At 28.4% G+C, this 19,304-nt stretch carries 21 protein-coding genes and 1 pseudogene; 20 read left to right on the forward strand and 2 right to left on the reverse strand.

The window, feature by feature from the left end:
* Window positions 1-23: 23 nt before the first annotated feature.
* The 15 genes and pseudogenes from spoIIIAE to JJC02_05760 all read left to right on the forward strand — a co-directional run bounded on the left by spoIIIAE (window position 24) and on the right by JJC02_05760 (window position 12,930).
* The gene (gene spoIIIAE / locus JJC02_05690) at window positions 24-1,229 is read left to right on the forward strand and encodes a stage III sporulation protein AE (GenBank protein ID UDN55665.1); all 1,206 of its coding nucleotides are present in this window, start codon (window positions 24-26) and stop codon (window positions 1,227-1,229) included.
* 59 nt (window positions 1,230-1,288) lie between these two features.
* The gene (locus JJC02_05695) at window positions 1,289-1,906 is read left to right on the forward strand and encodes a stage III sporulation protein AF (GenBank protein ID UDN55666.1); all 618 of its coding nucleotides are present in this window, start codon (window positions 1,289-1,291) and stop codon (window positions 1,904-1,906) included.
* Between the two features lie 11 nt (window positions 1,907-1,917).
* On the forward strand, window positions 1,918-2,472 hold the full coding sequence (locus tag JJC02_05700) for a stage III sporulation protein AG (protein ID UDN55667.1): 555 nt from the start codon (window positions 1,918-1,920) through the stop codon (window positions 2,470-2,472).
* Window positions 2,473-2,498: 26 nt separating this feature from the next.
* Window positions 2,499-3,179 carry a SpoIIIAH-like family protein gene (locus JJC02_05705; protein UDN55668.1) on the forward strand — a complete coding sequence of 227 codons (681 nt, stop codon included), beginning with the start codon at window positions 2,499-2,501 and terminating at the stop codon, window positions 3,177-3,179.
* Between the two features lie 109 nt (window positions 3,180-3,288).
* Complete coding sequence (locus tag JJC02_05710; GenBank protein ID UDN55669.1) at window positions 3,289-3,651, forward strand: Asp23/Gls24 family envelope stress response protein; 363 nt, start codon at window positions 3,289-3,291, stop codon at window positions 3,649-3,651.
* 84 nt (window positions 3,652-3,735) lie between these two features.
* Window positions 3,736-4,242 (forward strand): transcription antitermination factor NusB, encoded by a 507-nt coding sequence (gene nusB, locus JJC02_05715; protein UDN55670.1) that lies wholly within the window; start codon window positions 3,736-3,738, stop codon window positions 4,240-4,242.
* The gene (locus tag JJC02_05720) at window positions 4,226-5,296 is read left to right on the forward strand and encodes an O-sialoglycoprotein endopeptidase (GenBank protein ID UDN55671.1); all 1,071 of its coding nucleotides are present in this window, start codon (window positions 4,226-4,228) and stop codon (window positions 5,294-5,296) included. The genes nusB and JJC02_05720 overlap by 17 nt, the downstream gene beginning before the upstream one ends.
* Window positions 5,293-6,498 carry an exodeoxyribonuclease VII large subunit gene (locus JJC02_05725; GenBank protein ID UDN55672.1) on the forward strand — a complete coding sequence of 402 codons (1,206 nt, stop codon included), beginning with the start codon at window positions 5,293-5,295 and terminating at the stop codon, window positions 6,496-6,498. The genes JJC02_05720 and JJC02_05725 overlap by 4 nt, the downstream gene beginning before the upstream one ends.
* 1 nt (window position 6,499) lies before the next feature.
* Complete coding sequence (gene xseB, locus JJC02_05730) at window positions 6,500-6,715, forward strand: exodeoxyribonuclease VII small subunit (protein UDN55673.1); 216 nt, start codon at window positions 6,500-6,502, stop codon at window positions 6,713-6,715.
* Between the two features lie 2 nt (window positions 6,716-6,717).
* Entirely contained in the window at window positions 6,718-7,605 is an 888-nt protein-coding gene (locus JJC02_05735) for a polyprenyl synthetase family protein (GenBank protein UDN55674.1), read from the forward strand.
* A 29-nt stretch (window positions 7,606-7,634) separates the two neighbouring features.
* Window positions 7,635-8,072 carry a divergent PAP2 family protein gene (locus JJC02_05740; GenBank protein UDN55675.1) on the forward strand — a complete coding sequence of 146 codons (438 nt, stop codon included), beginning with the start codon at window positions 7,635-7,637 and terminating at the stop codon, window positions 8,070-8,072.
* Window positions 8,073-8,105: 33 nt separating this feature from the next.
* Window positions 8,106-9,971, forward strand: coding sequence for a 1-deoxy-D-xylulose-5-phosphate synthase (locus tag JJC02_05745; GenBank protein ID UDN55676.1), 1,866 nt, complete (start codon window positions 8,106-8,108; stop codon window positions 9,969-9,971).
* 132 nt (window positions 9,972-10,103) lie between these two features.
* Window positions 10,104-10,916: a TlyA family RNA methyltransferase gene (locus tag JJC02_05750; protein UDN55677.1), complete on the forward strand. Its 813-nt coding sequence runs from the start codon at window positions 10,104-10,106 to the stop codon at window positions 10,914-10,916.
* A gap of 19 nt (window positions 10,917-10,935) precedes the next feature.
* Complete coding sequence (gene recN / locus JJC02_05755) at window positions 10,936-12,615, forward strand: DNA repair protein RecN (GenBank protein ID UDN55678.1); 1,680 nt, start codon at window positions 10,936-10,938, stop codon at window positions 12,613-12,615.
* A 54-nt stretch (window positions 12,616-12,669) separates the two neighbouring features.
* A pseudogene (locus JJC02_05760) lies at window positions 12,670-12,930 on the forward strand (hypothetical protein).
* A gap of 53 nt (window positions 12,931-12,983) precedes the next feature.
* Here JJC02_05760 and JJC02_05765 read toward each other — a convergent pair.
* Together JJC02_05765 and JJC02_05770 are read right to left on the reverse strand one after the other, a co-directional pair.
* Complete coding sequence (locus JJC02_05765) at window positions 12,984-13,475, reverse strand: GNAT family N-acetyltransferase (GenBank protein ID UDN55679.1); 492 nt, start codon at window positions 13,473-13,475, stop codon at window positions 12,984-12,986.
* Window positions 13,476-13,535: 60 nt separating this feature from the next.
* Entirely contained in the window at window positions 13,536-13,976 is a 441-nt protein-coding gene (locus tag JJC02_05770; protein ID UDN55680.1) for a GNAT family N-acetyltransferase, read from the reverse strand.
* A gap of 160 nt (window positions 13,977-14,136) precedes the next feature.
* Here JJC02_05770 and JJC02_05775 point away from each other — a divergent pair, with 160 nt between their 5' ends.
* From JJC02_05775 to JJC02_05795, 5 genes are all read left to right on the forward strand, one after another.
* The gene (locus tag JJC02_05775; protein UDN55681.1) at window positions 14,137-15,195 is read left to right on the forward strand and encodes a peptidase S55; all 1,059 of its coding nucleotides are present in this window, start codon (window positions 14,137-14,139) and stop codon (window positions 15,193-15,195) included.
* Window positions 15,196-15,335: 140 nt separating this feature from the next.
* Window positions 15,336-16,160, forward strand: coding sequence for a sporulation transcription factor Spo0A (spo0A, locus tag JJC02_05780; protein UDN55682.1), 825 nt, complete (start codon window positions 15,336-15,338; stop codon window positions 16,158-16,160).
* A gap of 411 nt (window positions 16,161-16,571) precedes the next feature.
* Window positions 16,572-17,693 carry a hypothetical protein gene (locus JJC02_05785; GenBank protein ID UDN55683.1) on the forward strand — a complete coding sequence of 374 codons (1,122 nt, stop codon included), beginning with the start codon at window positions 16,572-16,574 and terminating at the stop codon, window positions 17,691-17,693.
* A gap of 17 nt (window positions 17,694-17,710) precedes the next feature.
* The gene (locus tag JJC02_05790) at window positions 17,711-18,586 is read left to right on the forward strand and encodes a copper transporter (protein UDN55684.1); all 876 of its coding nucleotides are present in this window, start codon (window positions 17,711-17,713) and stop codon (window positions 18,584-18,586) included.
* Window positions 18,587-18,609: 23 nt separating this feature from the next.
* Window positions 18,610-19,302, forward strand: coding sequence for a glycosyltransferase family 2 protein (locus JJC02_05795; protein UDN55685.1), 693 nt, complete (start codon window positions 18,610-18,612; stop codon window positions 19,300-19,302).
* Window positions 19,303-19,304: the final 2 nt, after the last annotated feature.

The following is a 19,304-nucleotide window of genomic DNA, read 5'->3' on the forward strand; positions in this document are numbered from 1 at the left end:
AGTGAAGAGAGGCATGGTTGCTTATGAAAAAAAGATTTTTACCAATGATTATAGGTTTTTTATTTACTTTCTTTTTTATAAATATCTTTGCTATTATGATATTTGCTAATGAAGTACCAAGTAGTGAAGATAAAGAATATGGTGAAACAAAAAATAGCATAGATAAATATATAGATGGTCAGTTAGATAAGCTGGACATAAATGAAATTCAAGACTATATAAATAAAGAAATAGTTATTAATGATGTTAATTTAAAATCGTTTGTAAAAGATTTAATTAGTGGAGAAAAAAATATCTTAGATTTATTCAATAAAGATGGATTGAAGATATTGATGTTTGATGAATTTAAAGCAAGTTTAAAAGTAGTAGCAGTGATTTTGGTACTGGCTCTGTTATCATCCATTTTAAAGAGTCTAGAAAACTCTTTTTCATCAGGTGCAGTAAGTCAAATAGCAACATATATAATATTTATCACAATGGTATCACTTACACTTGTTGGTTTCAAAGATGTATTACAGATTTGCTATAATGCAATAGACCATACTGTAGGTCTTATGCAAGTCATAATGCCAATATTAATAACATTTTTACTTTTAATTGGATTCCCAATAACATCTACCACTTTGAATCCTATCTTCATAGGAGGAGTAACATTTATAAATGTATTTTTTAAAAACTTCCTATTTGTATCTATTACTGTTGCATTTGGAATTTTAATAATAAACAATTTATCAAAAAATATAAGGCTAAAGAGATTTTTCTCCTTTGTAAAACAAATAAATTATGTTTCTATTGGAGCGATGTTTACAGTTTATTTGGGTCTTGTATCTATACAAGGCTTGTATGTAACTAGTTTTGATAAATTCAGTGTAAAAACTGCTAAATTTGCTATAGGTAATTTTATTCCTGTTGTCGGTGGATTTGTATCCGATTCTGTGGATATTTTATTATCTTCATCTCAGCTTATAAAAAATATATTTGGAGGAATAGGACTTATCTTACTTGTTGGAATTTGTTTGCTTCCAGTGATAAAAATTTTATCAGTGATAGTAGTATACAAATTAGCGGCAATAATTGTAGAGCCTGTTGGAGAAGATGGAATATCTAATTTTTTAAATGAAGTTGCAAATTTAATGATAATAATGCTAGCATCAGTAATTGCTATAACAGTAATGTTCTTTGTAACTGTAGCTATTTTGACCTCGATAAGTGTCGTAAGTCAAGGATAATTCATATATCAATGAAAAATGATTACGTTTAATCTAAAGTTTTTAGAGAGGAGGATGCTATGTTAGAGGGCATAAAGGCATGGATAGTTAGTGTTTTGATAGGAGCTTTTATAGTAAATATAGTAGACATGATTTTACCAAATTCTAAGATAAAACCTTATGTCAACTTAGTTTTAAACTTTATGTTTGTATTTATTGTAATAACTCCAGTAGTAGGTTTTTTTTCAAAAGATATGAGTTTAGAAGACAGAATCTTGAAATCTATGGGAAACTACAACAAACAGTATGTAGATAGCACAAATGCTTTGGCAAAAGAGACTGGAAATAATAGTCTATCTAAGGGATATGAGGATGGTTTAAAAGAAGTACTTAAATTAAAGCTTGACGAATATGGTTATGATTTAGAAGATATAGAGCTTAATGGAGCAAATATAAATAATATAAAAATAAAAGAAAAGAATAATGATACAAAAAATAATGGCAGTATTAATGAAGAAAATAAAAATAATAGTACTAAAAGAGATGAAGAAAACATAAACTCTAATGACAAAGAAAATTCTAAACAAGTCTTTAAAAAAGGTACAGAATATGGACTGAATCTAAATGAAGAAAAATTAAAAAATGACTTAATAAAGGTGCTTGATGTTTCTATAGAAGATATACAAATTGATAAATAGGAGTTGGGAGAATGTTGAAAAACTTAAATGACAAAGATAAGAGAAAGGTATATTCACTAATAACTATAGCTGGAATATGTGTGGTTTCATTAGTATTATTATCTTGTTTTCCTAGTAGCAATAATGATAAACAAGTTGGAAAAACAGAGGCTAACAAAAGTACTGAAAAGCAAGTCACTAAAGAACAAGAAAAAGATGATTTGGAATCAAAATTAACAACAATACTATCTAAAATTGATGGTGCAGGAGATGTTGATGTAATGGTTACATTTGAATCAAGTGAAGAGATACAACCTGCCTTTAATTCAAATAATACAACAGAAACAACGGAGGAAAAAGATGCACAAGGTGGAGAAAGAACAGTTACGACTTCTAGTGAAAATAAAACAATGATAACTTCAAATTCAAGTGACCCTGTAGTTATAAAAACTACAGAGCCAAAGATAAAGGGAGTGATAGTGGTAGCAAGTGGAGCAAATGACCCAAGTGTTAAAGAAACACTTTATAGTGCAGTACAAACATCATTACAAGTAGCTGGTCATCAAGTAGAAATATATTCTAAATAAATACATATAACCGGGGGGATAAATGAATGAAGTTTAATTATAAGGGAAGAGGATTTGTAATAATAACTTTAACTGCAATGTTAGTTGTAGTAGGAACAGTGAATTATCAATTAAGTAAGAAATCCTTATTGGAAACATCAAAAGAGTTTAAGGCATATGAAGAAGCACAGTTGCAAAAAAATACTGATGATAGTAGTAAGACAGAGGATTCTAGTAATGTAGATAAACAAGATGGAAAGGAAAGTGCTGATATTGACATAGTTGATAGCAAAGCTAGTAAAGTAAAAGAAAAAGCAACTGAGACAAGTAAGGAAATAAAAGCTCAATTATCATCTGAGAAAAACATGAAAAAGGCATCTTATATTTTAGATATGAAAATGAACAGAGAAAAACAAAGAAATGAGTTAGTTCAAGATTTAAATGAAATGATAAATAATCCATCTACAACAGAAGAATCTAGAAAAGAAGCTTCTAATATGAAATTAAATATAGTTAAAATTCAAGAAAAAGAACTTCAAATAGAAAATCTTTTGAGTACAAAAGGATATGAGGAAGCATTAGTTTATATAAGCGATAACAAAGTTAATGTAGTTGTGAACGAAGCTAAATTAGAAAAGAAAGATGCAGCAAAAATATTTGATTTAGTTGCAGAACAAGCCAATGTAAAGTATGAAAATATTAAACTTACAAATAATAATAATAAGTAAAGTATAAACCTCAGAATTAACTGAGGTTATTTTCTTGCAAAGTAGACTTGTATTTGGTATTATTATACTTATAAAAATAGTTCCTTAAAATCAGGAGGTAAGTTTTAATATGGAAGATAATAAATTTGGACAAGTAAAAATATCTAATGATGTAATAGCTACAATAGCTGGTCTAGCAGCATTAGAAGTTGAAGGCATAGAAACTACAGCAACATTAACAGATAAGTTGTTAAAAAATAACGGGGTAAAAATACAAATAGAAGAAGAGGATGTTAATTTAGATGTAATGGTTACGATAAAGTATGGAATGTCAATACCAGATACAGCTTTTAAAGTTCAAGAAAATGTAAAAAATACTGTTGAGACAATGACAGGACTGAAGGTTTCTCAAGTAAATATACACATTCAAGGAATCAGCTTTAAAAAAGATAAAGTTGATAAAGAAGAAGCAAAAGCAACTAAGAAAAATTAATATTAGCCCTCTGAAAAGTCAGAGGGCTTTTTGCTGAAAATTGATTTTATATGGATAATTAAACTTAAAGGAGAATTTTAATTGATGAAAAAAGATAGGGCGCAAAAGAGTACAACAAGAGAATATATAATGAAATTTATATATCAAATAAATATTAATAAAGAAGATTTTGAAGCTTTAGAGGATAAGGTAGATACTTTTCTAAAAGATAATTCAGAACATATTATAAATAGATATGAAGAGCTTGCTCTTCAATATTCAAGTAACTCAAATTTAAAGTTAGAAGATAATAAGCTTGAAGATGTTATAGACAGAACATATATAAATTCAGTATGCAAAGTACTAAAAGAAAATCATGATAAGATAGATGAGTTAATAAATAAGCATGCTAAAAACTGGACAGTAGATAGAATGCCAAAGGTAGATGTGTCTATACTTAGATTGTCTGTGTGTGAAATACTTTATTTAGATACTCCTAATAAAGTATCAATAAATGAAGCTGTAGAACTTGCAAAGATATATTGTGATGATAAATCTCCTAAATTTATAAATGGTATATTGGGAAGTGTTGTTGATGAAATTGCGAAATAATATAATAATTGGAATTGATACTAGCTGCTATACTACTTCTATAGCAGCTATCTCTTTAGATAAGAAAGTTATATTCAATGAAAAAATAATGTTAGAAGTAAGAGAGAATGCAAAAGGTCTAAGACAAAGTGAAGCTGTATTCCAACATATCAATAATTTAGGGATTCTTAGTGATAGGATAAAATCTTTTAAAGATAGGTTTAATGTAGAAGGGGTTTGTTCATCTACAAAACCTAGACCCGTTGAAAACTCATATATGCCTGTATTCAATGTAGGGCATAATTTTGGAAAGCTATTATCCAGTATATATGGTTGTGGGTTTTATGAGACTACTCATCAAGAAAATCACATTGAAGCAAGTTTATTAAATAGTAAATTAAAAAATAATAATAGATTTATTTCTGTTCACATGTCTGGTGGCACTACAGAGATACTTTTAATAAGCAAATTGGATAGTAATGATAATATATCGGATACTAATTTAGATAGAATTAGCAAAATAAGTAATAAAAAAGATGATAAAAGTAAGTTATACAATAATTTTGGATATAATATAGATATAATTGGAGGAAGTAAAGATATTAGCTTTGGTCAACTTATAGATAGGGTAGGAGTTAAGCTTGGATATAAGTTTCCTTCAGGAAAATATTTAGATGAAAATGCTTTAAATTGTAATCTTAAAATAGAAAGTGGTCTGAAAACCTCTGTAAGAGATGGATATATGAATTTATCTGGTTTAGAAAATCAGGTAAATAAGATTATAGAGGATAATGGATACAATACTAATCAAAAAGAATACATATCTAAGTTAGTATTAGATTCAGTAGTTAGAAATATGTTTAAATCTTTAGTATATTTATGTGAAACTTATAATGTAAATGAAGTAGTATTTGCAGGTGGAGTTTCTGCAAGTAAGTATATTCTTAGAGAATTAAGCATGAAATTAAGAAAAAAGCATATAGAAGCTTACTTTACAGAACCACAATATTCAACTGATAATGCTGTTGGGTGTGCTATAATAGGATTGAATAACTTTTTAGGAGAAAGAGTATGAAACTAAGAGCTTTAGATATAAGTGAAGCAAATTCATATATTAAAAGAATTTTAATAAACGACCCAATACTTTCTAACCTCAAAGTCAAAGGAGAAATTTCTAACTTTAAGGTTCATAGTAGTGGAAATGTATATTTATCACTTAAAGACGAAACATCAAAGTTAAACTGTGTAATTTTTAAAAGTAATTTTAATCGCAATCTAAAATTAGATAATGGTGTGAAAGTTATAGCTAATGGATATATATCAGTTTATGAAAGAGATGGTGCGTATCAGTTATACATTAATGAAATTGAAATAGAGGGAATAGGAAATTTACACATAGAATTTAATAGACTAAAGGAAAAACTTAATAAAGAAGGATTATTTGACCCTAAATACAAGATACCTATACCCAAAATGCCAAACTCAATTGGTGTTATAACATCTCCAACAGGTGCTGTTATAAGAGATATAATAAATGTGATAAAAAGAAGATATCCGAAAGTTAATATAAAGCTTTATCCAGTAACAGTTCAAGGAGATAAATCAGCTGAAGAAATCTGTGAAGCAATTAGATTTTTCAATCATATGAAGAATGTTGATACACTTATAATTGGTAGAGGTGGGGGTTCGATAGAAGAACTTTGGTCTTTTAATGATGAAATGGTGGCAAGAGAGATTTTTAATTCTCAAATTCCAATAATATCAGCAGTTGGGCATGAAACTGACTTTACTATTTGTGACTTTGTATCTGACATGAGAGCACCGACACCGTCAGCAGCAGCTGAGATTGCCACTCCATCATTAGATGATATAAACTATAAACTTGGAAACATAAAAAGCAGAATGAGTAAGTCTCTTACAAATCAAATTGAGATAGACCAATATAGGTTAGAGGCAGTATTTAATAAGATAAATAACTATTTAGATTCTTACACAATAAAAGATAAAGTTATACAATTGGATAAAATATATGATAAAATAATTTTTGGAATAGAAAATAATTTAAAATTAGAAGATGAAAAACTAGTAAAAATTGGAGCATTACTCCATAATCTAAGTCCATTAGCTACTATGGACAGAGGTTATAGTATAGCTCAAAAAAATGGAAAGGTAATAAATAGTATAAAAGGATTAAAAATAAAGGATAGTATAGATATAGTATTAAAAGATGGAAATTTAGAATGTATAATAGATAAAATTGAAAATAAAGAGGGATAGTATGAATTTAACCTATGAAGAAGCTTATAAAAGATTAGAGAGCATTTTAAATGATTTAGAATCTAAAAATGCTAGCTTAGATGAATCTTTAAGCTTGTATGAAGAAGGTATAAGCCTTTATAAACATTGTAATAAGCTTTTAGATGATGCTAAATTGAAAATAAGTAAATTTAATCAATTAGGAATAGAAGAAGACTTTAGAGTAGAGGAGGAATAAAATTGGAATTTAAACAATGCCTGAAAGAAAAAGCGAGTTTTATAGAAAATATACTTAAAGAATATATGCCTAAAGAAGAGGGGTATCAAAAAACTGTTATTGAAGCTATGAACTACAGTTTGAGTGCTGGAGGTAAGAGATTAAGACCAATACTTACATTAGAGGCCTGTAAAATAGTTGGAGGGAATGAAGAAGACGCTATTCCTTTTGCTATTGCAATTGAAATGATACATACATACTCACTAATACATGATGATTTGCCAGCTCTTGACAATGATGACTTAAGAAGAGGAAGACCAACAAATCATAAAGTATATGGAGAAGCTATGGGCATTTTAGCAGGAGATGCGCTACTAAATTATGCTTTTGAAGTAATGCTTGCAGGTTCAATCAATAAAGAAAACCCGGAAAAATATCTAAAAGCTATAAATGAGATAGCTAAAGGTGCTGGTATATATGGAATGATAGGCGGTCAAGTAGTAGATGTAGAAAGTGAAAATAAACAAATTGAAAAAGAAAAATTAGACTATATACATATGAATAAAACTGCTGCAATGATGGTAGGCTGTATGAGGGCAGGAGCTACTATAGGTGGAGCAAATTCAGAACAAATGGAAGATATAACTAAATATGCAAAAAATATCGGATTATCATTCCAGATAGTAGATGATATACTAGACATAGTAGGAGATGAAGCTAAGTTAGGGAAAAAGGTTGGAAGTGATATAGAAAATCATAAGTCAACGTATCCATCTATTTTAGGTTTAAATAAATCTAAAGAAATTGCACATAATCTGATTGATGAAGCAAAGAAGAGTATAGAAAAATTATCTGACGATGTAGATTTTTTAAAGGGATTGGCTGAATATATAATAGATAGAGAATACTAAAATATACAGCTAAAATCGAGGAGGGAAAAATGGACTTTTTTTCGGAGATTTTTAACAATGGGGCTTTGGGAATAAGTCTGATTGCTTGTTTCTTAGCACAATTTATAAAAATATTTACTGGCAAAGAAAAAAGAATTGAGTTATCAAGAATACTTATTTCAGGAGGTATGCCTAGTTCCCATAGTTCTTTTGTTACAAGTTTAGCCACAGTGGTAGGTATTGAAAAAGGGTTTAATTCTACTGATTTTGCTATAATTACCGTGCTTGCCTTGATTATAATGTACGATGCAGCAGGTGTTAGACGGGCTGTTGGTAAACAAGCCACTATATTAAATCAAATGGTAGCAGATATACAACATGGAAAGCATATAGAGCAGAAGAAATTAAAAGAATTAATAGGTCATACACCACTAGAAGTTTGGTTTGGAGCTTTACTTGGGATAGTAACAGCTTTAATATTGATGTAAATTGAAAATTTACAAAATAAAGGTGAGGATAATATGTATAAATATTTAGATAAAGTAAATTCTCCAAAGGATATAAAAAATATGAGTATAGAAGAAATGGATTTACTTGCAAAGGATATAAGAAAGTTCTTAGTAAAATCTGTTTCAAAGACAGGAGGACACTTAGCCTCTAATTTAGGAGTAGTTGAGTTAACATTAGCACTTCATAAAGTATTTAATAGTCCTAAAGATAAGATTGTATGGGATGTAGGACATCAATCTTATGTTCATAAAATAGTTACTGGAAGAAAAGATTGTTTTGTATCTTTGAGACAATTTAATGGACTAAGTGGTTTTCCAAAGGAGAGTGAAAGTCCTCATGATATTTTTGACACAGGACATAGCAGTACATCTATTTCTATAGCTACAGGTATTGCCTGTGCTAGGGATATAAAAAAAGAAAACTATAGTGTTATATCTGTAATAGGAGATGGTTCTATAACTGGAGGTATGGCACTTGAAGCTTTAAACCAATTAGGATATATAAATACCAATATGATAGTAATCCTTAATGATAATGAGATGTCCATAGATAAAAATGTTGGTGGAATGTCTAAATATCTGTCAAGTATTATAAGAAACTCAACAGTTGAGAAAATGACAGATGAAGTTGATAAAATTTTAAATGTTACACAAACAGGTGAAATTTTATCTAAGACTGCACATAGATTTAAAGATAAACTAATGTGTAGCTTTTCTCCTCAGGACTGTTCATTTTTTGATTCATTAGGTATAAGATATTATGGACCTATAGATGGTCATAATACTAAAGACTTAATAGATATATTGAGAAAGGCTAAACACAAAAAAGGGACTGTTCTTTTACATGTAATTACGAAAAAAGGAAAAGGGTATAGATTTGCAGAAGTACAACCTGATAAATATCATGGAGTATCTAAGTTTGATATAAAGACAGGTGTTACAACTTCAAAAGTTAAGTCTATGTCAACTAGTGTTGGAGAAAAACTGGTTGATATGGCTAATGATAATGAAGAGATAGTAGCAATAACTGCTGCTATGCCATCTGGTACTGGGTTAAATTTATTTGAAAGTGCATACCCGAAAAGATATTATGATGTTGGTATAGCTGAACAACATGCAACAGGATTTGCAGCAGGTCTTGCAAAAAGTGGTATGAAACCTTACTTTGCTGTGTATTCATCATTTTTGCAAAGGGCATATGACCAGGTTATTCACGATGTATGTATAACAAAAAAGCCAGTTACCTTTCTTATAGATAGAGCTGGGTTAGTTGGAAATGATGGAGAAACTCATCATGGTATGTTTGATTTAAGTTACTTGAATTCTATTCCAAATATTGTAGTAATGGCACCAAAAGACACAAAAGAGATGGAACTTATGATGGATTTGTCATTGAAAGTAGATTGCCCATTAGCGATTAGATACCCAAGAGGAAATAGTTATTACCTAAATAAGGGAGAATATAAAGAAATTATATTAGGTAAGTTTGAGGTATTAGATAATGGACAAGATACAGTTATATTTTCTATTGGAAGTATGGTGAAACATGCTTTAGAAGCTAAAGAACTGTTATTAAAAGAAGGAATAAATCCCACAATAGTTAATGCTAGGTTTCTAAAACCGATGGATGAAGATATGCTGAGTGTTTTATTAAAAACTCATAAAAATGTAGTTACTATAGAGGATAACATTGTAACTGGAGGGTTTGGAAGTAGAATAAATAAGTTTATTATAGATAATAAGTATAAGGTAAATATACTTAATATAGCAATACCAGAAGAATTTATAAAACATGGCAATGCAGATGAATTATATGATTTTGTAGGATTATCGCCAAAGAGTATTGCTGATAAAATAAGGAAACTAGTCATTGAGTAAAAGATTAGTTTGAATATTATAAATTAAAAACTATATAAAATATAAAGTTTATCAATTAGAATAAATATCAAGTGTGTTACTTCAAGCTACTTTAGTTATTATTAAAGTAGCTTTTAACAGAAAGGTAATTGTATGAAAAAAAGAATAGATTTATTGTTAGTAGAACAAGGGCATTTTGAAAGTAGGGAAAGAGCTAAAAAAGCAATAATGGCTGGATTAGTTTTTGTTGATAATCAAAGGTGTGATAAGGCTGGTACAGAAGTAAAAGAGGACTGCAATATAGAAGTAAAAGGAAATCCAATACCATATGTAAGTAGGGGTGGTTTAAAGCTTGAAAAAGCAATGAAAAACTTTGATTTAACTATTGATGGAAAAGTATGTATGGATATTGGTGCATCTACAGGTGGTTTTACAGATTGTATGCTCAAAAATGGAGCAATAAAAGTATTTTCTATAGATGTTGGTTATGGTCAACTTGCATGGAAATTGAGACAAGATGATAGAGTTGTGTGTATGGAAAGGACCAATATAAGAAATGTGACAATAGAAGATACAAAGCAGTTTGCAGATTTTGCATCGATTGATGTGTCTTTCATATCATTAAAGTTGGTACTTCCAAAAGCAAAGGAGCTAGTACGTCATGATGGAGAAATTGTAGCTTTAATTAAACCTCAATTTGAAGCAGGAAGAGAAAAAGTGGGTAAAAAAGGAGTAGTTAGAGAGAAATCTACACATATAGAAGTTATAAAAATGATTTCTGACTTTTCAGTCGAAAATGGATTTGAGATTTTAGGGTTAGATTTTTCTCCTATTAAAGGACCAGAAGGAAATATAGAATATCTAATTCATTTGAGAAATGGAAATGAAGGATATGAATTTGATGGTGAGACATATAATAATAAAATAGTAGAAGTTGTTGAAGCTTCTCATAATTTAGACAAATAGGTTAAAAGGGGGCTTAGATTTGATCCTCGAATTATATATGAAAAATTGTGCTTTAGTTGAAGAGCTAAGGTTGAATATCGATAAAAATTTAAATATACTTACAGGTGAAACTGGTTCAGGAAAATCTATAATAATAGATGCACTTGGACTTTGTCTAGGTGATAAATATGATAGGTCTTTTCTAAGAAAGGGAACAGATAAGGGACTTGTTGAGGCTGTATTTTTTTCGGATAATATATCTCTTAAAAAAATATTAGAAGAAAATGATATAAGTATGGAAGATGATAATTTATTGGTGATAACTAGGTTGATATACTCAGATGGAAAGAGTACTGCTAGAGTAAATGGAAGGACTGTTAAAGTGTCTCTTCTTAAAGAAATTGCATCTACACTTATAGATATACATGGTCAACATCAAAATCAAGCTTTATTTAATAAAGACACTCATTTAAAATTTCTAGACCTTTTTGGAGAAAATGAATTGGAAAAGTTTAAAGTTGCCTATAGAAAAGTGTACTGTAAATATAGTGAAGTAAAAAAAGCTTTGAATTGCTTGATGGAAAATAAAGATGAGATGCAAATTCAACGAGAAATAGATTTATTAAGATTTCAAATAAATGAAATTGAAGCTGCAAATCTAAATAAGAATGAATATGAAGATTTATTAAAACAAAGAGAAGTTTATAGAAATAGTGAAAAGATATATAATAATCTAAATTCGAGTTATAGCAAGTTACATAATGGCGAGTATAGTGTTATTGACCTAATAGGTCTTGCATCTAAAGAACTTAATGACATATCTAAATATGACAGTGTTTTAAATGAATATAGTGATACTGTAGAAAGGATTATGTATGAGTTGCAAGATATATCTGCTGATATAAGAAATTACAAAGATAATATAGATTTTGAACCTTATGAACTAGAGCAGATTGAGCTTAGAATTGATGAGATTAACAATTTAAGAAGAAAATATGGAGATAGCATAGACGATATATTTGAGTATTATGGAAAAATTAAAGATAGATTAGATGAAATATTAAATAGAGATGAAAGAGTTGAACAGTTAAAAAGTCAACTGATGAAGATAGAAGAAGATTTAAAAATAAAAGCTAATAAATTGACTAAAGCAAGAATAGAAGTAGCCACTACTTTAGAAAAAATACTTCTTGATGAATTAAAAAGCCTAAATATGAAAAATGTAATGTTCAAGGTTAATTTTGAAGAAGGTCCATTTACTTTAAACGGAATAGATGATGTTGAATTTATGATATCTTTTAACTTAGGAGAAGATATTAAACCTATATATAAAGTTGCGTCAGGTGGGGAGATGTCTAGATTTATGTTAGCATTTAAGACAATATTGGCTGATATAGATGATATTGATACATTAGTGTTTGATGAAATAGATACAGGGATAAGTGGCATAGCAGCACAGATTGTTGGAGAAAAATTGAGTGATATAGCAAAGAAAAAACAGATAATATGTATAACTCACTTACCTCAAATTGCTGCAAATGCAAATACTCATTATTGTATAGAGAAAGATACCTCAAACAATAGGACATTCACTAATGTCAGTAAATTAAATGAGTCTCAACGAAAAAATGAAATTGCCAGACTTATAGCAGGTAATAATATAACAGAAAAAACTATTGAGCATGCAAGTGAAATCATTGAACTGGCTAAAAAATATTAGTGAAAAATGGATATTTTAATAGGTGTAAAGAATTTTTAGATAAATGCTTTACACTTATTTTTTATGTATTAAAGAAGATAGTGATAAATGGAATGAAATTGAAATGACAAAACATGGAAAATTATCATATACCTGTGAAATAAAGATAAATACAGGCAGTGAATATGACTATAAAGTAGTTACAAGTGGAGTTATATCTGAAAGTTCTGATGTGCAAAAATTGACTAAGTCTGATTATATGACTGAACAACCTGTATTTAATTCTGGAATAAGGGATAATAGAGAATACTTTATTGAAATATAAGTTTGTTCAATAAAATAGAGTATAAATAAAACTGTAGTAGTTCTATTTATACTCTATTAAAAAATTATAATTTTAATTCCATATATCTAGCCCCTTCAATCGGATTATAAGTATAAGGTTCTATATCATAAAAACCAAGCTTTTCATATAATCCTTGTGCACTTTTCATGCTTGGAAGAGTGTCTAATCTCATATGTGTATATCCAATTTTTTTAGCTTCTTCAATGATTTCTTCTAATAATATTTTTCCTATCTTTAATCCTCTAAATTGATTTCTTACATATAATCTTTTTAATTCACATATTTTACCTTCAAGTTTTTTTAAAGCAACACAACCTGCTAAATTTTCATCAACAAATGCCACTATCAATGAACCTGAAGGTTTTATATATTTTCCTGGAAGTGTTTTTAATTCATTATTAAAGTCTTGAAAACATAAGTCTATATTTAGAGAATTTGAATATTCAGTAAATAAAATTTTTACGTTTTCAAGGTTTTCTAAATCTTTTTCTTCAACAAATTCTAAAGTTATATTTTGAGCCATTTTATCCATCATTATATAAATATGTTTATATAATGACTTCACCTCCTTGATATATGTATATTTTTATTAATATCAATTAGATTTTAATACCATTACTTTTTCTCCACCATAGTCAAGCTCTCCATTAAACTCAAATCCAAAATCTTTATAAAGCTTAATAGCCATTTTATTATCATCGAATATACTAAGATATAGTTCATCACAGTTATATTCCTTTTTAAGATGATTTATAAGAAAATCTAATGATGCTTTTCCGTATCCTCTACCTTGATATTTTGAATCAATCATAAATCTGTCAAGCCAAACTCTATCATCTTCTAAGCGACCGTACATAGCAAATCCTATTAAAGAATTTTCATCATATATTCCAACAGGTATCCAAGCTGTTATAAATTTAGATTCAGCAATAGAAAGTGCATTGCTTTCTATATAATCTAACTGACTTTTATCTACAGACAAATCAACTAAATCACGCCAATTATTTATGTCTGCGATTCTTACATTTAATTTCAAGATATTACCGCCCTTCAAACTTTTTGTTACAATATAATACTATCATATTATATATTAAAAATCACTTATTAAGATTTTAAATGAGGTTTTTGAATGAATAAATTCTCTATAAAAAGGAATTATAAATACATAATAATACAGCATAGGAGTAGATGAATATATGAACAAAACAAATAAAAATTTCAAAAATATTTGGATAATATTAGGAGCTGTATCGATTTTTACCATGGTTATAATTTTTTATAAAAATTGTAATGTGAATAAAGAGACCCAAATAGAAGCTTTTACAATTAAGAATCATGATAAAAAATTTGTATATCCTATGGGAAATATAATTGGAGTAAAAGCAAATACAGACGGTGTATTGGTCTTAGGATATGAGGAAGAAGATGTAGACTATATTGGAGGCATACAAATTGGTGATAATATAGTAAAAATAGATAATAAAAGGATAAAAAATAGTCAAGATGTATCAGAGATTTTGAATAAGATTAAAAAAAGTAAAGTTGAAGTGACTTTTGAGAGAAAAAATAAGTATAAAACAGAAGTAATAGATACTAAAAAAGAAAATGGCAAGTATAAGCTTGGATTATGGGTAAGAGATAAAATTTCTGGAATTGGAACTATGACTTTTTATGACCCTAGTATGGAAAAGTTCAAAGCAATTGGTCATGCTATAAAAGATTCGGACACTAATGAACTATTAAAAATAAAACAAGGATATATATATAAGCCAGAACAGTTAAAAATAGTAAAAGCTAGTAATGAAAAAGTAGGTAAAATAAAAGGAGATTTTAATGACAGTAATTTAATGGGTAATTTCTCAAATAATTCAGAGCTAGGTATAAGTGGTAATATTACAGAAAAACATAATAAAGAATTTAATTTAGCAAATAAAGAAATGCAGTTAATAGAGGTTGGAAGAGCACAAGATGTAAAAATAGGAGATGCAGTAATTCTTTTTGAGGACAAAAACAAAAATATAACAAGCTATGATATAAAAATAGAAAGTATAGTATATGATAAAGGAAATTATAGAGATATGGTAATAAAAGTAGTAGATGATAAGTTATTGGAATACACAGGAGGTATTGTACAGGGCATGAGTGGAGCTCCAATAATACAAAATAATAAAATTATTGGTGCAATAACTCATGTTTTTAGAGATAATCCGAAAAAAGGATATGGTATTTTTATAGATGAAATGATAAAATTATAGGTAAGGCATTAAAAATTTTATTATTTTATCAATTATCTAGGAGGAATATAATTTTGGAGTGTCGAATATGCTTTAGAGTAGATAATTAGGAAGCAATTGTGTAAAAAGTTTAGTTTTCTGTAATAAGAAGATGTTTTTTAATGGGGGGATTTTTAGTGGAAAAAATCAAAATAGTTTTAGCAGATGACAATAAGGATTTTTGTCAGGTATTAAAAGAGTATTTGTCTAATGAGGATGATATCGATATATTAGGCATAGCTAAGGATGGAATTGAAGCATTAGACTTAGTAAAAAAGACACAACCGGATTTATTAATACTAGATGTAATAATGCCACATCTAGATGGATTAGGTGTAATTGAAAAATTGAATACTATGGATATACCTAAAATGCCAAAGATAATAGTACTATCAGCAGTAGGTCAGGATAAGATAACTCAAAGCGCAATAAATCTAGGAGCAGATTACTACATAGTAAAGCCGTTTGATTTTGTTGTGTTTATAAACAGAATTAGAGAATTAGTTTCTAATAGAGTTACTCAAGTTGAGCCAAAGCCTAGACCTGTTCAAGAAACTCAAATGACTAGAAGTGATTTTGTTAAGAATGTAGGAAATATAGAAACAGAAATCACAAACATAATACATGAAATAGGAGTACCAGCTCATATAAAAGGATATTTATATTTAAGAGAAGCAATAAAGATGGTTATTGATAATGTTGAGCTTTTAGGTGCAGTAACGAAAGAGTTATATCCAAGTATAGCTAAAAAATTCAATACAACACCAAGTAGAGTTGAGAGAGCAATAAGACATGCGATAGAGGTTGCATGGAGTAGAGGAAAAGTTGACACAATAAATCAACTATTTGGATATACGGTACACAATACTAAAGGAAAACCAACTAACTCAGAATTTATAGCAATGATTGCTGATAAATTAAGACTAGAACATAGTATGGTTAAATAAACAGACATAAAAAGTAAGCCTTTTTAATTAAGGCATTGGCTATAAATGCGTATTACAAGCAGCGAAACGGTATAACCAGTAGGGTTATACCGTTTCGCTATTTTAATAAATATAAAATTTTTCTTTATTATTTGCTTAATATATCAATATAATTACTTTATTATACTATGGTTATAGTATGTGTCTTTACAAGTTGTAAATTGACAATGGTTTATTTTTTAATGTAAATATTAATTTTAGCATAGATAAAACTTGTATTTTTAAGTGTATTATGGAATATATTAAATAAAAAAATGATGAAATATAGTATTGTGAATTCCAAAGATGCAAAACAAACTTAAAACATTTATTTTATTGTTAAGTAATGCTATAATATAATGTGATTTTAATAATGATAGTGGAGGTTTAAAAATGAGAGTCGAGGCCCCTATAAAAGTAGATCGAAAAACTAAAAAGCTTGCTAAAAGAGTTGAGAGTGGGGAAATAGCAGTTGTAAATCATATCGATATAGATGAAGTTGCTGCAAACTCTTTAGTAGAAGCTAAAATAAAACTTGTCATAAATGCGGCTCCTTCTATAAGTGGTAGGTATCCCAATAAAGGTCCAGGAATATTAACTGAAAATAATATACTAATAATTGATAATGTTGGAGAAGAGTTATTTGAAGAATTAAAAGAAGGACAGATTATAGAAGTTGTAGATGGAAAGATATATAGAAAAGGAAAATTTTTAGGTGCTGGCGAAGTTTTAGACAAGTATGAAGTTTCGCATCTAATAAAGGCTGCCTATGAGAATTTAGCTGTAGAATTGGATAGATTTATAGATAATACTATAGATTATGCTAAAAAAGAAAAAGGATTTATACTTGGAGAAGTAGAAATTCCAAAAGTGAAAACTAATTATGCTAATAAACATGTATTGATAGTTGTGAGAGGTCAGGACTACAAAGAAGATTTGAGTACTATGCTTTCTTATATAGAAGAGGTAAAGCCAGTCTTGGTTGGTGTTGATGGAGGAGCAGATGCTTTAATTGAGTTTGGATATACTCCTGATGTAATCGTAGGAGATATGGATAGCGTGAGTGATGAAGCTTTAAAAAAGGCTAGTGAAATAGTAGTACATGCTTATACGGATGGAAGAGCACCAGGTCTTGAAAGAGTTCAGGAATTAGGCTTAGATGCAGTTGTATTTCCTGCACCAGGAACTAGTGAAGATATAGCTATGCTTATCGCTTATGAGTATAAAGCTGAGCTAATAGTAGCAGTTGGCACACATTCAAATATGATTGATTTCCTTGAAAAAGGAAGAAAAGGTATGGCAAGTACTTTTTTAGTTAGACTTAAAATAGGTTCAAAGCTTATAGATGCTAAAGGAGTTAATTTGTTATATAGAAGTAAATTAAAAATAAAGTACATATGGGCATTAATAGCAACAGCATTATTTCCTGTGTTGGTAGTTGCATCATTATCACCAGGAGTTCAACAATTTGTACAACTAATGCAATTGAAGTTTAGAGTATTATTACAGATGTAAATTTTAGGAGGATAAATATGCATATTAATATGAAATATTATATAGTCACTATAGGTGCTATATTTATAGCTTTGGGTATAGGCATGTTAGTAGGATTTAATTTAAATAATAATCAACAATTAAGTGAACAACAAGCAAATATAATAAATGATTTGGATGATAAGTTTAATATCTTAAAAGAAAAAAATGATAAACTTGATAGTGACCTAGCAAATGTAAATAGAGATTATGAAGAGTCAGTTAATTTTATAAATAAAAATGTAGATAAGATTTTAGCTGGCTCGTTGAATGGTAAAAGTATAGGAATAATATCAGCTAATGAAAATGACGATTATACAAAGAATATAGAAGACATAATAAATAAATCTAATGGAAGTATTGCATTTAATATAGTATTAAAAGAAAATATAACAAATCCAGAAAAGTTAAAAGAAATCTCAACTAAATTAGGTATAGAGGTAAAAAATGCAAATGATGCAATTAATTATATAATTGATACTCTTAAAAAGGAAGATGCAAGTGATATTCTAACATATCTTCAAGAACTAGATGTAATAAAATTTAACTCTCTTGGAAATACATATCTAAAATATGATTCTGTTGTAATAGCTGGTGGAAATGATGCAAAAGACAGTACAAAACAGTTTGAAAAGATAGAAAAATTTGTAGTTTCAAAACTTAAATCAGAAAATAAATATTTAGTAGAAGTTCAAAATACAGGAGTTAAAACTTCTTATGTAGAACTATATTCTAAAAACAAGGTTGCAACTGTAGATAATATTGATGAAGGTATAGGAAGTATATCTCTAGCTATTCTTCTACAACAAGGTAATATAGTTGGTAATTTTGGTAGATTAGATACTGCAACTTCATTGTTGCCATCTATTAAATAGAAATAATTTTAAGGAGAGAAAAAATGGATTCTTATATAAGTATAATAATACCAGCTTATAATGAAGAAAGTAGAATAAAATATACATTAGATAGTATAGTTGATATTAAACAAATAAATGAAATAATAGTTGTCGATGATGGTTCAACTGATAATACTACTAAAGTTGTATCTGAACTAGAAAGTGAAAAGATTAAATTTTTTAAGTTAGATAAAAATAGAGGTAAAGGATATGCTTTAAATTATGGTATCAAGTTAGCAATGAAAAATGCAGATATTATAGGTTTTTTAGATGGAGATTTAGGAAATTCTGCTAAAGAAGTTGAAAAATTAATAGTACCTATATTAAATGGTGATGCTGATGTTACTATAGCCAAGTTTCCTCCTGCGAAGAAAAAAGGAGGTTTGGGATTTGTAAAGGGTTTAGCTAAGAATTCTGTATTTGAGATGACTGGTGTTGAGTTAGATGCAACTTTATCAGGTCAAAGAGTATTTAAAAGAGAAGTTTTAGAAAAATTTGATGAAATACCTTTTGGATATGGAGTAGAAGTTGGAATGACCATTGATATCTTAAAGCATGGATTTAAAATTAAAGAAGTACTAGTAAATATGACTCATAATGAAACAGGAAGAAATTTAAAAGGTTTTATTCATAGAGGGAAACAGTATTATCATATAAAAAAGGTTTTGGGACAAAAAAAGAAAGAATGGAGGTAATA

The organism is Clostridioides sp. ES-S-0054-01, assembly GCA_021561035.1.
In the GTDB taxonomy this organism is placed as follows: Bacteria; Bacillota; Clostridia; order Peptostreptococcales; family Peptostreptococcaceae; genus Clostridioides.